Annotated in this window: 15 protein-coding genes, 1 other RNA gene and 1 pseudogene; 2 read left to right on the top strand and 15 right to left on the bottom strand. The window is 51.6% G+C overall.

Features of this window, described 5'->3' with window-relative positions:
- Position 1: 1 nt before the first annotated feature.
- The 8 genes from ACO0LN_RS16565 to rnpB all read right to left on the bottom strand — a co-directional run bounded on the left by ACO0LN_RS16565 (position 2) and on the right by rnpB (position 10,640).
- A complete protein-coding gene (locus ACO0LN_RS16565) occupies positions 2-1,420 on the bottom strand; it encodes a UDP-N-acetylmuramoyl-tripeptide--D-alanyl-D-alanine ligase (protein ID WP_422975661.1) in 1,419 nt (472 codons plus the stop codon).
- The gene (locus ACO0LN_RS16560; protein ID WP_422975659.1) at positions 1,420-2,946 is read right to left on the bottom strand and encodes a UDP-N-acetylmuramoyl-L-alanyl-D-glutamate--2,6-diaminopimelate ligase; all 1,527 of its coding nucleotides are present in this window, start codon (positions 2,944-2,946) and stop codon (positions 1,420-1,422) included. Before ACO0LN_RS16560 ends, ACO0LN_RS16565 begins: the two co-directional genes overlap by 1 nt.
- 17 nt (positions 2,947-2,963) lie before the next feature.
- Complete coding sequence (locus tag ACO0LN_RS16555; RefSeq protein ID WP_422975657.1) at positions 2,964-4,727, bottom strand: peptidoglycan D,D-transpeptidase FtsI family protein; 1,764 nt, start codon at positions 4,725-4,727, stop codon at positions 2,964-2,966.
- Complete coding sequence (gene ftsL, locus ACO0LN_RS16550) at positions 4,724-4,999, bottom strand: cell division protein FtsL (protein ID WP_422975655.1); 276 nt, start codon at positions 4,997-4,999, stop codon at positions 4,724-4,726. Before ftsL ends, ACO0LN_RS16555 begins: the two co-directional genes overlap by 4 nt.
- Positions 4,996-5,955, bottom strand: a complete 960-nt coding sequence (gene rsmH / locus ACO0LN_RS16545; protein WP_422975653.1) for a 16S rRNA (cytosine(1402)-N(4))-methyltransferase RsmH — start codon at positions 5,953-5,955, stop codon at positions 4,996-4,998. Before rsmH ends, ftsL begins: the two co-directional genes overlap by 4 nt.
- A 9-nt stretch (positions 5,956-5,964) precedes the next feature.
- Positions 5,965-6,393, bottom strand: a complete 429-nt coding sequence (gene mraZ, locus ACO0LN_RS16540) for a division/cell wall cluster transcriptional repressor MraZ (protein ID WP_162039857.1) — start codon at positions 6,391-6,393, stop codon at positions 5,965-5,967.
- 537 nt (positions 6,394-6,930) lie between these two features.
- Positions 6,931-10,098: a bifunctional diguanylate cyclase/phosphodiesterase gene (locus tag ACO0LN_RS16535; protein ID WP_422975651.1), complete on the bottom strand. Its 3,168-nt coding sequence runs from the start codon at positions 10,096-10,098 to the stop codon at positions 6,931-6,933.
- Positions 10,099-10,289: 191 nt separating this feature from the next.
- Positions 10,290-10,640, bottom strand: an RNA gene (gene rnpB / locus ACO0LN_RS16530) — RNase P RNA component class A.
- A gap of 122 nt (positions 10,641-10,762) precedes the next feature.
- Here rnpB and ACO0LN_RS16525 point away from each other — a divergent pair.
- Positions 10,763-12,460 (top strand): thiamine pyrophosphate-binding protein, encoded by a 1,698-nt coding sequence (locus tag ACO0LN_RS16525; RefSeq protein ID WP_422975649.1) that lies wholly within the window; start codon positions 10,763-10,765, stop codon positions 12,458-12,460.
- A 129-nt stretch (positions 12,461-12,589) separates the two neighbouring features.
- Positions 12,590-13,777, top strand: coding sequence for an MFS transporter (locus ACO0LN_RS16520; protein WP_422975647.1), 1,188 nt, complete (start codon positions 12,590-12,592; stop codon positions 13,775-13,777).
- A 548-nt stretch (positions 13,778-14,325) separates the two neighbouring features.
- Here ACO0LN_RS16520 and ACO0LN_RS16515 read toward each other — a convergent pair.
- The 7 genes and pseudogenes from ACO0LN_RS16515 to ACO0LN_RS16485 form a co-directional block, all read right to left on the bottom strand.
- Positions 14,326-14,844, bottom strand: a pseudogene (locus ACO0LN_RS16515) (DUF1624 domain-containing protein); the annotation flags it as partial.
- Between the two features lie 235 nt (positions 14,845-15,079).
- Positions 15,080-15,247: a hypothetical protein gene (locus tag ACO0LN_RS16510; RefSeq protein WP_422949585.1), complete on the bottom strand. Its 168-nt coding sequence runs from the start codon at positions 15,245-15,247 to the stop codon at positions 15,080-15,082.
- Between the two features lie 10 nt (positions 15,248-15,257).
- Positions 15,258-16,466, bottom strand: coding sequence for an RtcB family protein (locus ACO0LN_RS16505; RefSeq protein WP_422975645.1), 1,209 nt, complete (start codon positions 16,464-16,466; stop codon positions 15,258-15,260).
- Positions 16,467-17,012: 546 nt separating this feature from the next.
- Entirely contained in the window at positions 17,013-17,417 is a 405-nt protein-coding gene (locus ACO0LN_RS16500; RefSeq protein ID WP_422975643.1) for a hypothetical protein, read from the bottom strand.
- A 259-nt stretch (positions 17,418-17,676) separates the two neighbouring features.
- Positions 17,677-18,129 (bottom strand): DIP1984 family protein, encoded by a 453-nt coding sequence (locus ACO0LN_RS16495; protein WP_422975641.1) that lies wholly within the window; start codon positions 18,127-18,129, stop codon positions 17,677-17,679.
- Between the two features lie 14 nt (positions 18,130-18,143).
- The gene (rtcA, locus tag ACO0LN_RS16490; RefSeq protein WP_422975639.1) at positions 18,144-19,175 is read right to left on the bottom strand and encodes an RNA 3'-terminal phosphate cyclase; all 1,032 of its coding nucleotides are present in this window, start codon (positions 19,173-19,175) and stop codon (positions 18,144-18,146) included.
- A 70-nt stretch (positions 19,176-19,245) separates the two neighbouring features.
- A complete protein-coding gene (locus tag ACO0LN_RS16485) occupies positions 19,246-20,481 on the bottom strand; it encodes an RtcB family protein (protein WP_422975637.1) in 1,236 nt (411 codons plus the stop codon).
- Positions 20,482-21,073: the final 592 nt, after the last annotated feature.

The raw sequence follows: 21,073 nt of genomic DNA, 5'->3' as shown, positions 1-21,073 counted from the left end.
ACTAGTGATTCCCTATTATTTTTTGTTGTAATGTATTTTTTTCTTTATCGTCTGCTGCCAGCAAATAGGCGACGACTCTTTCCATTTTCATGAAACGGGAGCCCTTGACCAGCACTATCGTGTCAGCCTCAGTTTGCGCATCAAGGTTCTGGCACAGGTTTTCTACGCTGGCAAAATGCTGGGCACCCGCACCATAGCCCTGTGCTGCATGGGCAACCAGTTCACCCAGCAAGAACAGTTTTTTGATGCCACGCTGCTGCGCATACTCACCAATTTCATGATGGAATTGCGCGCCGTTTTCACCAACCTCGCCCATATCACCGAGTACCAGCGCAGTGTCACCACCGATTTGTGCCAGCACATCGATCGCAGCACGTACAGAATCAGGGTTGGCGTTATAGCTGTCATCAATCACGGTTGCACCGCAATGTGCTTGCTTGCGTTGCAGGCGGCCATTGACTGGTGAGAAATTTTCGAGACCAGCAACGATGGCTTCTTTGCTGACGCCAGCCGCATGGCAGCAAGCCGCTGCGGCAAGCGCATTCAAGACATTGTGTTGGCCAGCTGCATTCAGGCGTACTGACAATATCTGGTCAGCCAGGTTGATTTGCAGGTCGCTGCCAAACACGCTGGGCAGATAAGTGGCGTGCACATCAGCATCTACTGTCAAACCAAAAGTCAGGGTTTTACGTTGACCGCGTTCAGACGCAAAGGATTGCCATAAGCTCGTATAAGTATCATTGGCAGGAAATACGGCCACGCCATCATCTGGCAGGCACTGTATCGCCACACCGTTTTCCCGCGCTACTGCTTCTACGTTTTGCATGAATTCCTGGTGTTCGCGCTGGGCATTGTTGACCAGTGCCACGGTGGGCATGGCGGCAGATGCGAGCAAGACGATTTCACCAGGATGGTTCATGCCCATTTCTATGACGGCTGCCTTATGCCCCGCATGCAATTGCATGATGGTCAGGGGCACGCCAATTTCATTATTCAAATTACCTGCAGTCGCCAGACGGCCATCTGCACCAAAGGCTGCCGCCAGGATAGAAGAAATCATTTCCTTGACGGTAGTCTTGCCGTTGCTGCCTGTCACGCCAATGACGGGCAGCTCAAATTTTTGACGCCAGAAGCGCCCTACTTTTACCAGGGCGAGTTTGCTGTCTGCTACCTGCAAGGCTGGCAGACCGAAATCTGTTGGCAGACGTTCGGCAATCACTGCTGCTGCGCCGGCAGCCGCAACTTGCGGCAAAAAATCATGGGCATCAAAGTTTTCACCACGCAAGGCGACGAACAAATCGCCAGCGCCAACTTTGCGGCTGTCAGTAGTCAGGCCGGTGATGCGGGTGACGACACCGGCATCACCAGTCAGTTTCGCCGCAGGCATGGCAGCCTGTAATTCCTGAAGAGTGAATTCCATCAGCTTCCCCTCTTCGTATTACCGCTGGTTGCGACAGTAGCAAGTGAGAGTGCGGCATGCTCTTCATCGGAGAATGGCCATTTCTTGCCATTGATGTCCTGATAAGTTTCATGTCCTTTGCCCGCCAGCAAAACCACATCATGATGATCTGCATGCTTGATCGCATACAGAATCGCATTGGCGCGGTCTTCGATGACTTGCGGCGTACCGGTCATGCCTTTGAGGATGTCTTCTATGATCTGCGATGGATTTTCACTGCGCGGATTGTCACTGGTGACGACAACATGTTGCGCCAGCTCAGCAATCTTGCCCATCTGCGGCCGCTTGCCCGGATCACGGTCACCGCCGCAACCAAACACACACCACAAAGCCCCGGCTCTTTCTTGCGCAACCTGCTGCAAGGCTTCCAGGGTTTTTTCGAGTGCATCCGGCGTGTGCGCATAATCAATGACGACCATGACATGCCCAGCCGTGCCCAGCAATTGCATGCGGCCAGGAACAGGTGTCAGTTTTTCTATGATGCCCACGGCCTTGTTCAGGGCGATGCCCTTGCTCAGCAACACGGCGAGTACCGCCAGGATATTGCTGACATTGAATTTGCCGATGAGCTGGGTCTTGACCTGTGCTGCACCAAACGGAGATTCAAGATGGAAGCTCGTGCCTGCATGGCTGGTTTTCAGATTGCTGGCGACCAGGGCATCTATGCCTGGCGCGAGTTCTTTTTCCAGGCTATAGCCGAGCAGTTTGGTACCCGGCTGATTGGCTTGCAGATGCTTGACCAGTTCCAGGCCATAAGCATCATCCAGGTTGATGACAGCGCTACCCAGGCCTTGCCAGTCAAACAGCTTTGTTTTTGCAGCGGCATAGCCTTGCATATCACCATGATAATCAAGATGATCACGCGTCAGATTGGTCAGCACGGCGACATCAAAATGCAGGCCGTTCAAACGACCCTGGTCAAGGCCTATGGAAGAAGCTTCTATAGCAAGTGCCTGCGCACCATCGCGCTGCAAGTCTGCAAGTTTTTGCTGCAAACTTATGGCGTCAGGTGTGGTGTAACCAGTTTCTGCCAGTGGCCCCAGCATGCCATTGCGGTATTGACCAATACCCAAGGTGCCGATAACAGCCGCAGGTGTACCGCTCAGTGAAAGCGCTTTGGCTATCCATTGTGTACATGAAGTCTTGCCATTGGTGCCAGTGACAGCGACATTGAACCAGCCATTATCTGGCTGGCCATACCAGGCATGGGCGACATGACCAGCTACGTCCTGCAAGTTATCTACCGACAGATGCGGGACTTTGAGTGCATTGGAAGCATTGAGAGCATCATCCCAGCTAAATTCATTTGCTTCATACACCACTGCAACTGCGCCATTGGCAATTGCATGGGCAATATGCGCACGTCCATCAGTAAGATGGGTGCGCAAGGCGAAGAAGACATCTCCTGATTGTATGGAGCGGGAATCTGAATGCAGTTGCGCATTTGGCGCATGCTGCTTCAGCCAGTCCAGTATTGCTATTATCATTGTATTTTTCTGTGTCATTACATGCTTTCCTGCACACCTTCTTCAGGAATAATGCTGGTGACGGAAGAGTCTGGCTGCACATTCAGTGAACGCAAGACATTCGACATAATCGCTGCAAACACCGGTGCGGCGACAGGGCCCGCAAAGTGCCCGCCAGCAGTTGGTTCATCTACCATTACCGCAACAATCACACGCGGATTTGAAACGGGCGCAAAACCAATGAAATCAAGCAGATATTTATTCACGTAACGGCCACCCTCAAGCTTGTGGGCAGTACCTGTTTTGCCTGCGACACGGTAACCAGCAATACGCGCTTGTGGAGCAGTACCACCAGGCTCGGTCACCGTTTCCATCATCTGGCGTACTTGTTTTGACGTTTTTTCAGAAATCACGCGTGAACCATGCGGCATTTCATCCGACTTTTGGAAAGTCAGCGGGATCATGTCGCCATCCCTGGCAAAAATCATATAGGAACGTGCCATCTGTATCAGCGATACCGAAATACCATGGCCATAGCTCATGGTGGCTTGCTCAATAGGACGCCAGTTTTTGTAATTACGCAAACGCCCGGCAACTGCACCTGGGAAACCGAATTTGGGTTGCTGGCCAAAGCCCAGGGTAGTGAACATTTCCCACATCTCTTGCGGCCGCATTTGCAAGGCCATTTTCGCCGTGCCTATATTCGAAGATTTTTGTATGACTTGCGCAACTGTGAGAGAGCCCTGTTTATGCGCATCGTGTATCAGTGCAGGGCCGATAGCCATGACACCAGGTGCCGTCTGAAATACGGTATCTGGCGTGACCCGGCCAGTTTCCAGCGCCAGGGCGACGGTCACAGGCTTCATGGTCGAACCTGGCTCAAAAGTATCGGTCATGACACGGTTGCGTAATTGCGCACCAGTCAGCGCAGAACGATCATTCGGGTTGTAAGTAGGCAAGTTCACCAGTGCCAGCACTTCGCCGGTTTGTACATCAAGCACTACCGCACCGCCGGCCTTGGCCTTGTGTTTTTCCAGTGCTTCTTTCAAATGCGTAAACGCAATGTATTGAATCTTGCTGTCGATGGACAGCGTCAAATCCTTGCCATCATGCGGTTCGCGCACGGCTTGTATGTCTTCAACGATATGGCCCAGTCTGTCTTTGATGACACGGCGACTCCCGGTCTTGCCCGCCAGGTTCTTTTCCGATGCCAGCTCTATACCTTCTTGTCCTATATCCTCAACATTGGTGAAGCCAACCACATGGGCCATGACTTCGCCTTCTGGATAAAAGCGTTTGTATTCTTTGCGGGTTTCTATGCCGGGTATGGCCAGAGCCACTATCTTGTCTGAGATGGCAGGCTCGACCTGGCGCTTCAGATAAACAAACTGACGGTCAGAATCGAGCTTCTTGCGCAATTCTGCTTCAGTCATGTCGAGCAATTTGGCCAGTTGCTGTATTTTTTCTTTAGGAGCTTCCAGCACATCATCAGGAATAGCCCAGATGGCTTTGACAGGTACGGACGAAGCCAGTACTTGCCCGTTGCGGTCAGTGATTTTGCCGCGGGTCGCCGGTAGTTCCAGTGTGCGGGCGTAGCGATTGGCACCTTGCTGCTTCAGGAAATCATTGGTAAACCCTTGCAGATACAGGGCTTTGGCCACCAGTGCAATAAAAGCAGCGAACAACAGGAATAGCACAAAACGTGAGCGCCAGGCAGGGAGCTTCACATCCAGCACAGGACTGGAAGAAAAAGCGACGCCGCGTGCAGCGGCGGTACGTGCTGTACTTGCTGGTCTGCTCATTTTGCCTCCACTGCTTTAAGGTACTGCGTGCGTTCAGGTGTGACCGCCACCATATCCAACTCACGGACCGCAGTTGTTTCTATGCGGGCGTGTTTGCCAAAAGTGGATTGATCAAGTTTCAGTTGCGTCCATTGCAATTCATATTGCTTGCTTAAACTTTGTTCGCGCTCCAGCTCGATAAACAGCCGGCGTGCCTGGTACTGGGAGTTAATCAGCGACAAGGCGCAGGCAATCAAGGCCGCTGCCAGCACAATATTGAGGCGGGTGCTCATGCATCCCCCTCAGGCAAACGCTCCGCCACCCGCAAAATTGCCGAACGCGCACGTGGATTGGCGCTGACCTCAGCTTCGGAAGGCTTGATACGGTTCAACAGGCGCATTTGCGGTTTTGGCAAATCGATATGGCGTATGGGCAGGCGACGGTCAGGCTGCTCTACCTTGACCTTGGAAGCAAAAAACTGCTTCACGATACGGTCTTCGAGGGAGTGAAAACTGATCACCGACATGCGGCCATACGGCGCCAATGCCTCATACGCTGCAGCCAGGCCTATTTCGAGATCTTCAAGCTCCTTATTGATGAAAATCCGTATAGCCTGAAAGGTGCGAGTTGCCGGGTCTTTACCCTTCTCGCGAGTTTTGACGGCGTGTGCGACGATTTCTGCGAGCTGTCGTGTTCCACGAATGGCGTCTGTCTTCCTGCGAGCAACAATCGCCTTTGCAATCTGAAAAGCAAACCGTTCTTCCCCATAATTTTTTATAACCTCCGTAATTTGTTGCTCTTCGGCAGTCGCCAGCCATTCGGCTGCGGAAATGCCACGTGTGGTATCCATACGCATGTCAAGCGGACCATCTGACCTGAAGCTGAAACCCCGGCTGGCATCATCTACTTGCGGCGATGAGATGCCCAAGTCCATCAGAATGCCATCGACCTTGCTGACGCCAAGCTCCGGCAAGGCTTCAGCAATGGCTGCAAAACTGTCATGCACGATATGGAAACGTGGGTCCTGAATTTCTTTTGCACTGGCAATCGCCTGGGTATCTTTGTCAAAAGCAATCAGGCGGCCATTGCTGCCCAGTTGCGACAAGAGCAGGCGGCTATGCCCGCCTCGGCCAAAGGTGCCATCGACATAAATCCCACTGGTACGTTCGCCTGCGATGCCGAGCGCATCTACAGCCTCATGCAACAGCACTGTCTGGTGCGTAAAATCTGCCGCTTGCTGAATACTCATTGCCCGCGATCAGAAAGAAAAATTGTTTAATACATCAGGAGCGCCGCCAGCAATGGCTTTCGCTTCGTTTTCTGCCAGCTTGGCAGCATCCCAGATCTCAAAATGGCTGCCCATGCCGAGCAGCATGACATCGCGCTGCATGCCTACGGCACTACGCAGCTCAGGAGCAACCAGGATGCGGCCAGCACCATCCATATCGACATCAAAGGCATTGCCAAGAAAAATACGTTTCCAGTCGCGTGCTTGTATGGGCCAGGCAGCGATTTGTTCACGGTGAGATTCCCAGGTAGGACGCGGGAAGAGCAGGAGACAACCATCCGGGTGACGGGTCAGGGTAATCCGGCCTTCGCATTGAACATTGAGCGCGTCACGGTGCCGGGCGGGGATAGACATCCTGCCTTTTGCATCGAGATTGAGTGAGGACGCCCCCTGAAACACGCTATCTACCTTTTTCCTGAAAATCTGTATGTCTGGCCACGCATGGAATGTAAGCGAAATTAGGAATTCTATGCCACAAAATTACACTTTTTCACACTATTGCCCACTTTAGAGGATGACATGAGCGTGGTCAAGCGGATTTGAGGGGTAAATTGGGAAAATTTCTAATGAAGTCAATGACTTAGCGTCAACAGTTGAGGTGAAGCCCAGACGAGTCTTTACAATTTATCCTGATAAATTAGGTACTTACACTGCATAGTGAAAGTAGCGCCTTACATATAACCATGTGTTTATCCCTGACTGTTGCGTTTTGGGATGGAAGACTAAAGGAAAATGCCTGCAGGAAAGAGGAGATCGCCGCTTTTTAGCCGCTGAAGTGACAATTTATAAACGTTGATGAACCGGGGAAGATATACAAGGGGGCAGATTATCTCTGAAAACTACCCTGCATGGGCAGGTTTTCAAGCAAAAAGCAGGTGAATTAGTGAGTTAATTCTGCCCTGCATGCGGGGTTGGTGGCATGACGATATATAGCTATTAAGTTTCCCTTCTTTGACGCTGCAATAATTGCAAAAATTCCTTGTCCGGCACGGCCTTGCTGAAATAGAAACCCTGGAATTCATCACATTTGCAGTCACGCAAGGTTTCCAGCTGTATGGCTGAATCTACGCCCTCGGCGATGACCTTGATGCCCAGGGTATGGGCCATGGCGACGATGGCCAGCACGATGGCGGTGTCGTTCGGGTCATCAGGGATGTCCTTGATGAAGGAGCGATCGACCTTGACGCTATCAACCGGGAAGCGTTTGAGGTAAGCAAGGGACGAGTAACCCGTGCCAAAATCGTCTATGGACAATGTAAAACCGGCGTCCTTGAGGCCATCCATGAGCAGGATGGCCTGCTCACGGTTATGCATGACCATGCTTTCTGTAATTTCAAACTCAATGGAGTTGGAAGGCACGCGCCAGAAATCGACCACGCTTTTGACTTCTTCCAGCATGTGGGCATCGTTGAACTGTGCGCCAGACAGGTTGATGGCTACCCGGCCAAAATCCTTATCTACGTTGCGGAAACTTAAAATATCGCGGCAGGCAATATCCAGTACCAGCATGCCAAGACGGGAGATCAGGCCAGCCTCTTCCGCCAGGCTGATGAACTCGACGGGAGACAATACTCCACGCTCTGGATGGTTCCAGCGCACCAGTGCTTCGGCACCGACGATGCGCTCGGTCTTAACATCGAGCTTGGGCTGGTAATAGACGACAAACTCACGCCTTTCCAGCGCCTTGCGCAAGCGCGCCTCAAAGGCCAGCCTCTCCACGGTATGGGTATTCATTTCTGAGGCATAGAACTGGTAATTGTCCTTGCCCTTGTTTTTTGCCTTGTACATGGCAATGTCGGCATTTTTGAGCAGGGTCTGGGCATCCCTGCCGTCAGTTGGGAAGGTCGCTATGCCTATGCTGGCGCTGAGCTGGCATTCCTGCCCATCTATCTCGAAAGGCTGGGCAGCAGCATACAAGAGCTTGTCAGCCACATCACCAAGGTCACGCGCCTCGCTGAACTGATCGATCAGGAGAATGAATTCATCCCCGCCTATGCGGGCAATGATGTCGGATTCACGCAGGCATTGCCGGAAGCTGTGCGCGATGGTACGCAATACATTGTCACCTTCATCATGACCAAAAGTGTCATTGATGTTTTTAAAACGGTCCAGGTCAAGGAATAAGACTGCCAGTTGGCTGCGGTTACGCTCGGCAATCGCCAGTGAACGGGCCAAGTGCTGATTGTACAGGAAGCGGTTAGGCAAACCCGTCAGCTCATCATAATGGGCGAGCTGCATGATTTTCTTTTCTGAACGGCGGCCTTCTATGGCAATACCGGCAATATCCACTGTCACCCTCACCAGGCCCAGGTCTTTTTCACTCAGGGGTTCACGGCTATATGAGAACAGGCTGAAACTGCCGAGCAGCTGACCATTCTTGCCAAAGATGGGCCAGGCAGCACAAGAAGAAAATTCAACCAGGGTTTCCACAGCATTGACGAACTGCATGGCAGGTGCCTGCAAAAACTCACGCAGCCAGACAGCTTCGCTGGTCAATACGCTTTCAGACCAGATACCGCTGCCATGGCTTAGTGTCATGCCAGGTATCTGTGCCAGCAATACTTCAGGAAACCGGCTGCCGGTCGCATGGGCAAAGCTACGTCTGTCGTCAGACAGCAATTGTATGCCGCAACGCCAGTGAGGACAGAGTTTTTCAACAAACTGGCTGACTGCTTCGAGTATCGACGTCAGCTCTTCTTCGCCGCCAATGAGTTTCAGCAGGCGGTTTTGTCCGGCGATCAATAACTCGCTGTATTTGCGCGCATTGATATCGCGCTCCACGCAAAACAAGAGCATTTCGCCATCAACTTCAACCCGGCTCAAGGAAATTTCTGTGTGCTGTATCTGATCATTCCTGACGGTCACCCACTCAAAGCGCTGCGGCTCGCCTTTAAAAGCCTGGTCTATCAGAGTGGCGACCAGCACATCCTTATCCTGAGTCGCATACCCGGCAACGGACTGGACGCTGGGTGAAAAACTGCCAACCTTGCGCCCTATGACCTCTTCCTCGGTATTGACGCCAAAGAAGGCAACGGCAGCCGGATTGCAATCAACATAGATATAGTCACGGCTGATGAGCAGGATGGCATCCTGTGCGCCCTGATAAATCAACCGATAACGGCTCTCACTAGCCTCCAGACGGTTTCTGGAGTCGCGCAAATGGCGTATCTGCCACAGCAGCAGCAATGCCAGCAGAAAAATGAAACCCGCCGTCACCGCTGTTACCATGATCTTTTGTGTAACTCTGGCATTCCAGTCAGTCAGGATGACGCTGCTTTCGCGCGCATACACCAGTATCAAAGGAAGATCGCTGATCTTTCTATAACTGATGAGCCAGGCCTTGCCTTCTTCATCAACATCCCGCAAGGCGCCTTCTGACGACTTGTCGCGGATAAAATTCTTCAGCGCCGGCCTGGAGTAATCACGGTCTTTGAGTCCGGCGGCGGCCAGTTTTCTGCCAGACTCATCGTAGAGAACAATGCTGGCACCACTGCCCAGGGCGATGCGTTCATAAAAATCATAGAGATAGCGCAACTGAATGTCAGCCTGTATCAAACCGGCGCGCTTGCCGCTCTTGTCAAAGAAGTTCTTAATAAGAGGCAGAATCCACTGACCGCTCTGCGGCAACTGATAAGCGTCGCCCAGTACTACCTTGCTCTCTTCGGGATGCTCAAGCAAAAATTTTATATGGCGCTGCTCTTCGACTTTTTCCGGTGCAGCAGCCCCCATCTGGCTGGACGCCAGCCATATTCCCTGTGCATCAAATACGGAAAGTGCATGGATGGATTCAGATTCCTGCCTCTGCATGGCCAGGATCTGCTGTAGCTGCCGGGATTCGTTTATCGATACCCTGGTTTCTGAGAGGATTTCTTCACTGGCGACCGTCGTCACTCTAACAGCACCCCGCATGACTTCGCTGACATGCTCTTCAAGCATGCGCACTGCAAGGAAATTATGTTCCTGTGCAGCATTGATGGTCAGCGCCTTATCCTGGGCTATAGACCACCAGCTCTGCCCCATGATTGCGACGGCAATCAGGCAGATGCAAATGGCGAATGCCAGTATGGGCACATCGCGTTCTTTCTTTAGACCGCCAGTCTCCATGCGTTTTGCAATTTTGTAGATACAGCGTCAGTAGAACTAGTAGAACTTATTGCACCAGTGTACCACTGCTATTTTGAGAACAAGGACTTGCTTGCAAGGAATGATGCTTGATGGCGACAATCTTGAACAGACTGCGGCGTGTTGTGCGGTGGCGAGATACCTGCCCGCTGGGAAATACAAGATAAACAATAAATTGAAGCAGGCCGATAGGCCGGATTTTGTTACGGCATAGGCATTGCTACCATCTGCTATGACAATCATTCCTCTAGGCGACGGATTGCTCCGCCGCTCAAGCTTTCTACCCGCACGCTCCGCGAGCCACATCAACGCGTGCCTATTTGAAATTGCTCCGGGTGGAGGTTACCGCGTTTCACCGTAACTTAATACGCTCGTCTCTGTGGCCCTATTCCTCGTCTTATACCAAAACTTGCGCCCTGGCTTTCAACGTACGGCCGTTAGCCGTCACCCTGCTCTATGGAGTCCGGACCTTCCTCCCGTCACCTCGATTGCTCAAGGCAACCAGCGATTGTCTGGCCTGCTTCGGCCGCTATTCTACCTTATCTCACCCCGCTCAATGATAATTCCGTGCACAAGGCTCAAATACGATGCAAATTAAGCAGGCTTTCTGGTAGCGTACTGCTTTTACTTTTTATCATTGTCTATCATGCTGAAATCACGTTCTGGCGGCCAGTTGATTGTGGATGCCCTGCAAGTCCACGGTGTCGATACCATCTTTGGTGTACCTGGCGAAAGTTATTTGCCGGTACTGGACGCCCTGCATGACAGCCCCATTCGCTTCATTATCAACCGCCAGGAAGGCGGCGCGGCCTTCATGGCGGACGCCTATGGCAAGATGACCGGCAAACCCGGTATTTGCTTTGTCACCCGCGGGCCGGGTGCGACCAACGCCTCCATCGGTGTACATACGGCTTACCAGGATTCAACACCGATGATCTTGTTCATAGGCCAGGTAGGCAATGATTTTGTCGAGCGTGAAGCTTTCCAGGAGATAGATTACCGCCGCATGTTTGGACAAATGGCGAAATGGGTAGCCCAGATAGACCGCGCTGACCGTGTGCCTGAGTACATCGCCCGCGCCTTCCAGGTCGCCACCAGTGGCCGCCCCGGCCCGGTCGTGCTGGCATTGCCAGAAGACATGCTGGCCCAGGTGGCGGAAGTCGCCGATACCCGCCATTACACACCAGTGCAGGCATCCGCCTCACCACAGCAACTGGCGCAACTACGTAATATGCTAACTGTATCGCAACGCCCTGTGCTGTTGCTGGGTGGCAGCGGCTGGGACCAGGCAGCCTGCCAGCACATCAGCGAATTCGCCACCAGTAACCACCTGCCGGTGGCTTGCGCCTTCCGCTTCCAGGACTTGATGGACAATGCCCATCCGAACTATATAGGCGATGTGGGCATAGGCATCAACCCCAAGCTGGCGCAAAGACTCAAAGATGCCGACCTGATCATCGCGATAGGCCCGCGCCTGGGTGAAATGACCACCAGTAGTTATAGCGTGCTGGAAGCACCCGTGCCAAAACAAAAATTGGTACACATCCACAGCGACGCACTGGAACTGGGCCGCGTCTATCAGGCTGACCTGATGATCAATAGCGGCATGAAGGAAATTGCCGAAGCACTGGCCGAGATGGAAGGCCTGGATGCCGCCACCAAATGGAAGGCAACAGTCAACGAAGCAAAGGCCGACTTGCTGGCCTGGCAAACCGAACCAGCGATTTTTGCCAAAGAAAACGCTCCACTGAACCTATGGCAAGTAGTGCAGGACATCAAACGCCTGGCTCCCAAAGACACTATCATCACCAATGGCGCAGGCAATTACGCGACCTGGGCACACCGCTACTTCCCTTACGGTGGCATGCGCACGCAACTGGCGCCGACCTCTGGTGCCATGGGCTATAGCGTACCGTCTGGCATTGCTGCCAAGATCATAGACCCGCAACGCACTGTCATCACCTTTGCCGGCGATGGTGAATACCTGATGAATGGCCAGGAACTGGCAACTGCGGTGCAATACAAGGCAGGCGTGGTCATCATCGTCTTCAATAATGGCATGTATGGCACGATACGCATGCATCAGGAAAGAGAATTCCCGGCGCGCGTCTCTGGCACAGAATTACACAATCCTGATTTTGCTGCACTGGCCCGCGCCTTTGGTGGCAGTGGTGAAGTTGTCAACACTACGGCAGAATTTGCCCCCGCACTGGAAAGAGCATTGGCACACAGCCTCCAGCATAATCTGCCAGCCCTGATAGAACTGCGTTATGACGGCAACCTGATCACGCCAGGTGCAACGCTGGAAACCCTGCGCAAGGCAGCACAGGATGCAGGTAAATAAGGCTTGAGCTTCATTAAACCGGCTTCGGCTTTCCCGAAGCCGGTTTGCGCTGCAACAATCAAGACAGCATTCCCACTATCCACAAATTAAGGCACACTCCCATTATTACCTCTACGGGAAGCTGCCTACATGAGCAAACCTTCACTGCCTAAAAGTATCTGGGTACTCGGCTTTGTCAGCATGCTCATGGACATTTCCTCTGAAATGATACATAGCCTGCTACCCATGTTCATGGTCGGCACGCTGGGCATCAGCGTGTTTGCCGTTGGCCTGATCGATGGCATCGCCGAATCAACCACTCTTATCGTCAAGGTGTTTTCAGGTGCACTGAGTGACCGCCTGGGTAAGCGCAAGGCCCTGGCCGTGTTTGGCTATGGTATGAGTGCCTTTACAAAACCCCTGTTTGCCATTGCCCAGGGCATGGGCATGCTGCTGACAGCCCGCATGATGGACAGGATAGGTAAAGGCATACGCGGCGCACCGCGTGACGCCCTGATCACCGACATCACCCCGGCAGAAATACGCGGTGCGGCTTTCGGTTTGCGACAATCGCTCGATACCATAGGTGCCGTGGTCGGCCCCTTGCTGGCGACTGCACTGATGCTGCTATGGATGAATGACTACCGGCGCATATTCTGGCTGGCCGTCATTCCCGGACTGGCTGCAATGGCCTTGCTTTTCGTCGGCGTAAAAGAACCGGACAACAAAATTGCACAGAGACCAGGCAACCCCGTCAGCATGCACAATCTGCGACGTATGGGCGCTGCTTACTGGTGGGTGGTGGCACTGGGCAGCATATTTACCCTGGCCCGCTTCAGCGAAGCGTTTTTGATACTGCGCGCCCAGCAAATGCAGATACCCGTGGCTTATGTACCCCTCATCATGGTCGCCATGAACCTGGTGTATGCGGCAACAGCCTATCCTTTTGGCAAACTGTCTGACCGGGTGTCTCACCCTCAATTGCTGGCCTGGGGCTTGCTGGTGCTGGTGGCGTCGGATGTAGTACTCGGCTATAGCCAGCACTGGTATGGGCTGGCAACAGGTATCGCCTTATGGGGCATACACATGGGCATGACCCAGGGCTTATTGTCCAGCATGGTGGCCGCCAGTGCCCCGGCTGATTTACGCGGCACTGCTTTTGGTTTTTTCAATCTGGCCAGTGGTGTCAGCCTGCTGCTGGCCAGTGTTGTCGCAGGTTTGCTGTGGCAGGAATTTGGATCTGCTTTTACCTTTTATGCCGGTGCCATTTTTGCCTTTATCAGCCTACTTGGACTCATGTTGCATACAGCGACTCGTGAACAAAAAGTGACCCCTTAGATAAGGCTCGACTTAGGTTCTACCCTCGATTTGCGCGCCAACCATAATTTGGTCAGCCCCCACATAAGGGCCAAGGCAAACAACCACGCCAGATAACAGACCAGCAGCGATGCTTCATATTCCGGTGTCGCCTCAGGCTTGCGAAAATCCACTATCTGCCCATATCGTAGCTGCATATAAATCCAGCCCAGCGCATGGATGAGTGCGATGTGCACCAGATAAAAAAACATGGGTGTCTTGCCAAACAACATCAACAGTGGCAAAGGTTTTTGCACGTATTTATCCATCAAGGCCAAGGTGCCCAGGCCAATGCTAAGGGTGATGCACAGGTAAAGCAGGGAAGGTGGATATTTATGTACCTTCATGAAAGACATGAAGTCATAAAACCAGCCCTTGCCTTGTGCAGACCAGAAGTCAGGGTCGCCATAATAATTACCACTGCGCAAGATCAAGAAACTCACTAACAGCATTGCCGCCGCTGCGAACAGGAAACGCTGGCGCTTGTCAGCCTCCCACGACATCACCGGTCCCAACGCATAACCGGCAGCCATTAAACCTATCCAGGGCATGAGCGGGTAGGCAAAGACGATACCCAGTTTATCAGTCAGGGGATAAAAGCCACCCTGGTGCCAGGCCATGAACAAAACGTGGCTGCCTTTGGCATGCATGCCGTCGAGCAGGTTATGCGGCAATATCAATACCGCAGCAACCAGGGCAATCGCCCAGCGTGGCAACCAGATCAGCAAACTCAGCGCCATCATCCCCACGCCTATCGCCCAGATTACCTGCAAGATGAACACATTGAAATCAAATTGCCAACTGAAGCTGACCCAGGTGCATTCCAGCAAAACCAGCAAGGCACCACGGCTTAGCAGATAGCGCGTCATATCTTTTTTATCACGCTGCTGCGCCCGCAAGAAGGCCGACATGCCTGCCAAGGTCACAAAGATGGGCGCGCATAAATGCGTAATCCAGCGCGTCCAGAACCAGCCCGCAGAACCTCTTTCCAAATCCAGCGGGTCAAAGGGAGTAACCGCAAAAAAGTCGCGGGTATGATCAAGTGCCATCAGCACGATGACCAGGCCACGCAAAAGGTCTATGGCTTGTAGCCGGTTTTGCCGCATCATGACGTATCCCCCGTCTGCGACCAGGCGCAGTTTTTATTTTAATGCAGCAATTCTATCCAGCACTCGCTGCTGGCAGCAAAGTATTTCAAGCCAGAGAAATAAAAAAAGCGCCCATTTGTTGCCAAATGAGCGCCCTGATTTAAATAAATCAAACCAGTTAAAACAACTAAAGTGCTTACTCTTCGTCCTTCAATCGCCCGCCCTTGAGTTGCTGCAAACGCTGCTTCTCTTGCCGGCGTTCAGTGCGCTTGGGATTGAGTGCGCCATGGACACCGGCATTGCGCTGTTTGACCAGCACTGCCAACGGGTTACGCGGTTTGGGTAATTTGACCGTGATTTTCATCTCTTAGCCTCTATCCTTTTATACAAACGACCTGGCGCAAGGTATGCACAACTTCAACCAGATCATGCTGATGCGCCATGACTGCATCGATGTCCTTATACGCTGCCGGAATTTCATCGACGACGCCCTTGTCCTTGCGACATTCTATACCCTGAGTCTGGGCTGCGAGATCATCAGCATCATACGTCTCCCTCGCCTCACCCCGGCTCATCCTGCGCCCCGCCCCATGCGAGCAGGAGCAGAATGATTCAGGATTACCCTTGCCCCTGACGATATAACTACGTGCCCCCATACTGCCAGGAATAATCCCCATTTCACCCATGCGGGCAGAAATTGCTCCCTTGCGGGTAATGAAGAGGTTTTCATTACCATGGGTTTCTTGCGACACATAATTGTGATGGCAATTGATTGCTTCACCATCAAGCCTGAAGCTGGTCACTTCTTTTTCCAGTACAGCCAGTGCCCTGCGCATCATTTCGCTACGATTAGCCAGCGCATAGTCCTGCGCCCACTGCACCGCTTCGACATAGTCATCAAACAATTCCGAGCCTTCAGTAAAATAAGACAAGTCCTTGTCCGGCAAATGTATCTGGTGCCGCCACATTTCTTTTCTGGCGGCCCAGATAAAGTGCTTGCCTATGACACTGCCCACGCCGCGTGAACCGGAATGCAACATGATCCAGACGCGCTGTTCCTCATCGATACACACTTCAATGAAGTGATTGCCACCACCCAGGGTACCCAACTGGCATATCCAGGTCTGATAAAACTTGGGCAGCATGCGCATGATGCTCTTGTGCTTGGCAACGATCTTGTCCAGCCTGTCGTTCAGAGGCTTGCCGACCCTGACCAGGGCAGACCCGCGCATCCGGTTCCACGCATGCTGGCGAAAACCGACAGGTATCTCGGCTTCCAGGGCACTGCGCAGCTTAGCCAGATTGTCAGGCAACTGGCTGGCAGTCAAAGTCGTGCGCACGGCATTCATGCCACAACCTATGTCCACACCCACAGCACCAGGGATGATGGCTGAGCGGGTAGGTATCACACTACCTACCGTAGCACCCACACCTGCATGCACATCAGGCATGGCGGCTACGTGAGGATGGACGATGTTTAAATTAGCGATATTGAGCAACTGCTGTATCGCAGTGTGATCAACATCGTCGGTAAATATATGCACAGGCACTCTGGCCTTGTGCAAACTCTTAGCTATAGGCATACAATTTTCCTTCTTGTGATGCCGGTGTTTTCTCAGCCAGTTGTTCACACCGAGTCAGCAAATCCTGCTGCTGATATGAGACATATCTGGCTGCTTTTCTTCGTCAATAAGCCTGCGTATTTTTTTGAGCGAACACCATCACTGCTCGCACCGCGCAAGGCAATGCAAGTTCTGGCGTTCCAACAAAAAATCAGCGTTTTGAAAAGTAAAAAACCCCGACGAGTTTCCTCACCGGGGTTTTCAAAAAAACGACCGGCTCGGGTTGGCGATTTGCCTTAACCCCGAGCGTCGTGCACGGGGCTAAAAGTGTTTATTGTTCTTGTTAGCCGTATTCCGTGGCATGGCCGTTCCTTTCTTGAATTGGGTGTTAATGAAAAAATCTGAAAAATCGAATTGCGGCGGATTTCTAAATTGCTGCATATCGAAGAGACTCGATTCTGCACGAGATTAAATTACTGTGTCAATAGAATTCAAAAAAAATTGACACTCAGTTCAGCAAAAGCTTGGCTATCAGGGATTAGGGATAAGTATCAGACGTGCATCGCATCAAGCAAATTCTCTGATCAATGGTAGATTCACAGCTAGAACATTAACGCAATTGTATTCAGTGCAAATAAACCATTCCCTGAAATCGCCTACCGCTTCTGTAATTGCCAACATCCCTGGAAATTGCCGTTCTTGTTCTAGCCAACCACCAGACTTGATTTCAAACAGGCAGTATCCGGGCTCAAATACTTTACTTTGCCAATAAGGAATAAGATCGCCTTCGTCAAGAACTCGAAAACCTCTTGCCTCCTCAAAATGAATTTCTATCAAGGTACGCCTCTTACTAGTCTCATCAGTAGCAGCAACAACAATACGAAGACCAGTAGCGCCGAGCGATAACTCACTAACGCCAGTGAACACTTTTCCTGAATACGATTCAGATTTTGGTTCGACAGTTATTTTCATGTTGAGAGAAATATACGTACAAGTATTTTTGACGCTCGATTCAAGGCATCGTAAATATAAAAAATAAAATGGAACATAGCCAGCGTGTGGTGGTTAAGTTTGCAGTATGCAATTTCAACAGTGCGATATGATGGGCTGAGTTGTCATTTGTTGGCGCTGCCCATCGCGCTCGGTTAGCGATCCCAGTATATTTTCCACCCCCTGTCATCGGGCCGGGGTTCCAAGCTCACCCTATGTTCCGAAAACTTTACAACCTCAGCTACAACACTACCTGCCAGTTACTTTCCTGAATCTTCGCATTCAATTCGCGCAATTTCTTGGCCAGGTCTTCTGACTGCTTCTGCAATTTCTTCACATCGAATACAGACACCCATTTAATTTCACGCGCGCTATAGCGATCAGGTTCTTTATGCGTCGATCCTATGGCAGCCTGCAACAAGGCATAGCGTTGTATCAAGCTATCACGCTCGGCGATGGCGGCTGTCAGGCTACGGCCATCTGGCAGTTTGTTGCCCATGTTCGCTGCATTAATCGCCAGTACCAGTTTTTCCGGTTCTGTGGTCACGGCATAGGCTTCCAGCAATAAGGCTTCAGGATCTTCCTGCGGCGTATTGCCTTCCTGTACCAAGCCATTACGCACTATGCGTTCACGCATGGATGCCAGCTTTTTCTGTAAATCGCCTCGCAATAACAAGGCTTCTGCAAGTTTCATCTCGCTCTCCTTTTTTAATTGTGCTTCATCGTGCAGATAAAGCTTTTATCCTGTGGTTTGAATTCTGTGCTGACAGGCAAAAACCTGGCAATCACGTCCGCATTGGTTTTGGCATGTTGCGATACAACACTGCACGTAAAACTGCCACCACCGGCCAGTGCAAAGGGCAACATAACCTGGTCTGCAAGATGCTCACCCAAGGCAGCGCCCGATGCGACATACTCACGCAATTCCTGCACGGTACGCTTGGCGACATTTTCTGCCTTGACGGCTTTTTCACCAAAACCACAAAACACTTCAGTGATCTGTTCATGTTCCAGCGTAATCAGCAGTACATTGCCTGGCCCCTGGTCATTGCTGAGACCGCGCACCAGCAACTGATCAGCAGTCCAGCCCATGCCTGCACCTACGCATTCCAGCTCACGTTTGGCGACATCGACAGGTACACCAGCAACAAAGCTTTCGGCGTAGCCTTTGATTCTTTCGCCACGTTCCAGCAAGTCCAGTTGTTTCAACTGCTTGCATGGCTGTACCTGGGCGATGATTTCGCCACCACCTGCAGGCACAAAACCATAACGCTTCAATTCAAAGCTGACATCTGCACCCATTTGCTGCAATACCCGGCCATAAGCCTTTTGCAAGAATTGTGCAGGTGGTGCCATGTCATTATGTGTACCACCAGTGATTTTGATGGTCGATGGTTTATCGGCATACAGCAAAGCGGGTATCAAGGTCTGCAACACCAGGGTGCAACTACCGGCACTGCCAATGGCGAACTGGTAAGTACCGCCATAGATACCCGATGGAATGAATTCCAGCGTGGTTGAACCGAGTTCTGCGCCGGTCACCTGCGCACCGCTGACAGCCGCAGCTGATTGCACTGCCACCAGATGCTGGCGCAGCAAACCCGGCTTGGCACGACCGGCGCGGATATTGATGATGCGAAACGGTTGCCCGGTAATCATGGACAGACTCAAAGACGTACGCAATATCTGCCCACCCCCCTCACCCAGAGAGCCATCCAGCTCTATCATTTTCTTATTCATTATTTTTATTTTCAATTCTAGTCAAAGGGAAGTTCAAGACCTCTGTGTTGAGAGGTCTTGAATTTAAAAATCAACCCTTAACGCACACAACCTGCTTCAATACATGCACCACATCGACCAAAGCGCTTTGGGCAAGCATCACGGCGTCGATGTCTTTATATGCCATAGGGATTTCATCAATCACGTTGGCATCTTTACGGCATTCCACACCCTCGGTTGCGGCGATCTGATCGGCAACGGTATATAGTTTCTTGGCTGCGGTACGGCTCATGGTACGGCCTGCGCCGTGGCTGCAGCTATTGAAGCTTTCTTCATTTCCTTTACCACGCACGATGAAGCTTTTCGCTCCCATGGAACCAGGGATAATCCCCAATTCACCAGCACGTGCAGATACTGCACCTTTACGGGTAACCAATACATCTTTACCAAAGTGATGCTCTTTCTGCACATAGTTATGGTGGCAGTTTACCGCTTCTACATGCGTCTCAAACGGTTTGCTGATCACGGTACGCACAGCAGCAATCAAGTTCAACATCATCACTTCACGGTTCATACGCGCAAATTTCTGCGCCCAACCTACTGCCTCAATGTAGTCCTTGTAATGCTGGTTACCTTCTGGCAAATAAGCCAGATCCTGATCAGGCAAGTTAATGAAATGGGTACGCATATCCTGCTTGGCCAGTTCAATGAAATGGCTACCAATCGCATTACCTACACCACGTGAACCAGAATGCAACATGAACCATACGGCATTGGCTTCATCCAGGCACACTTCAACAAAGTGATTACCGCTACCCAAAGTCCCCAGGTGACGATAGTTATTGGTGTTTCTCAAACGCGGGGTTTTCAAACAGATTTCATCAAAACCATCTTTCAATTCTGCCCAGGCATTATCCACAGCGCTTGGTGGCGATTCCCATGAACCCTTATCACGGCCTTTGAAGCTACGGGTCTTAGGCGACATACCATGTGGTATGGCTTTTTCTATGGCAGTGCGCAAAGGGCCCAGTTTATCTGGCAGATCATGGGCGAACAGGGTGGTCTTGGCGGCCATCATCCCGCAACCGATATCCACACCTACAGCCGCCGGGATCACCGCACCCAGGGTAGGTATCACGCTACCGATAGTGGAACCTTTACCCAGATGCACGTCTGGCATCACGGCAATATGTTTGTAGATGAAAGGCAAACGGGAGGTATTCGCCAATTGCTGCTTGGCTTCTTCTTCAACAGGAACACCTTTGGTCCACATTTTGATAGGACGACCATCTTTGTACTGCATTACATCATAATCTTCGTGCTTCATATTTTTCTCTTTATTATTAAATCTTTGGTGGCGACAAGGGGGTGATGAAACAAGCGCTCTACCACTGAGCTACACGGCGCCAGATTACGCCATGGCGGGAATCGAACCCACGACCTCTTCGTTCGTAGCGATGTAGTTTCATCAGCATTCGCCTAAACTTTTTTACTGCAACAGCTAAACGACAATTAACCGTTGCTTTGCTTCTCTTACTTTACAAGCTGCCATTTTGGGGTGGCGACAATATTCGGTGAAATTTATGTGGTCACCCACAGGTGCTCTACCAACTGAGCTACACGAAACCGAGATTTCGTGACGGGCTTCGAACCCGCGACAGCCTCATTAAAAGTGATGTAATTTCACCAGCATTCGCCTAAACTTTTACTTACTGCACAAACTCTTTCATTTCCTATTACTTCCTATTACTTGCGGCGACAAGGGTTTGTGAAACCGACGGCCGGGAGACTCTGAGCTTGCCCCTAACTAACGTATCCCTTAGCCGGGCACATTATGCTGCCTGCCGGGACTGACTGGCTAGCCAATTTCTTTCAAACTGCATTGGACTGACGTAATTCAAGGTTGAATGTAATCGGTC

The organism is Undibacterium sp. TC9W (genome assembly GCF_049339865.1).
Classification (GTDB): Bacteria; Pseudomonadota; Gammaproteobacteria; order Burkholderiales; family Burkholderiaceae_D; genus Undibacterium.
This window is presented reverse-complemented; position numbering and strand designations above follow the sequence as displayed.

Coding starts and splice junctions, on each gene's coding strand:
- ACO0LN_RS16565 (WP_422975661.1), bottom strand. CDS start 1,420: ATGGAATTCACTCTTCAGGAATTACAGGCTGCCATGCCTGCGGCGAAA.
- rsmH (WP_422975653.1), bottom strand. CDS start 5,955: ATGAGTATTCAGCAAGCGGCAGATTTTACGCACCAGACAGTGCTGTTG.
- ACO0LN_RS16485 (WP_422975637.1), bottom strand. CDS start 20,481: ATGAAGCACGAAGATTATGATGTAATGCAGTACAAAGATGGTCGTCCT.
- ACO0LN_RS16535 (WP_422975651.1), bottom strand. CDS start 10,098: ATGGAGACTGGCGGTCTAAAGAAAGAACGCGATGTGCCCATACTGGCA.
- ACO0LN_RS16560 (WP_422975659.1), bottom strand. CDS start 2,946: ATGATAATAGCAATACTGGACTGGCTGAAGCAGCATGCGCCAAATGCG.
- ACO0LN_RS16510 (WP_422949585.1), bottom strand. CDS start 15,247: ATGAAAATCACGGTCAAATTACCCAAACCGCGTAACCCGTTGGCAGTG.
- rtcA (WP_422975639.1), bottom strand. CDS start 19,175: ATGAATAAGAAAATGATAGAGCTGGATGGCTCTCTGGGTGAGGGGGGT.
- ACO0LN_RS16505 (WP_422975645.1), bottom strand. CDS start 16,466: ATGCCTATAGCTAAGAGTTTGCACAAGGCCAGAGTGCCTGTGCATATA.
- ACO0LN_RS16525 (WP_422975649.1), top strand. CDS start 10,763: ATGCTGAAATCACGTTCTGGCGGCCAGTTGATTGTGGATGCCCTGCAA.
- ACO0LN_RS16500 (WP_422975643.1), bottom strand. CDS start 17,417: ATGAAAATAACTGTCGAACCAAAATCTGAATCGTATTCAGGAAAAGTG.
- ACO0LN_RS16520 (WP_422975647.1), top strand. CDS start 12,590: ATGAGCAAACCTTCACTGCCTAAAAGTATCTGGGTACTCGGCTTTGTC.
- ftsL (WP_422975655.1), bottom strand. CDS start 4,999: ATGAGCACCCGCCTCAATATTGTGCTGGCAGCGGCCTTGATTGCCTGC.
- ACO0LN_RS16495 (WP_422975641.1), bottom strand. CDS start 18,129: ATGAAACTTGCAGAAGCCTTGTTATTGCGAGGCGATTTACAGAAAAAG.
- ACO0LN_RS16555 (WP_422975657.1), bottom strand. CDS start 4,727: ATGAGCAGACCAGCAAGTACAGCACGTACCGCCGCTGCACGCGGCGTC.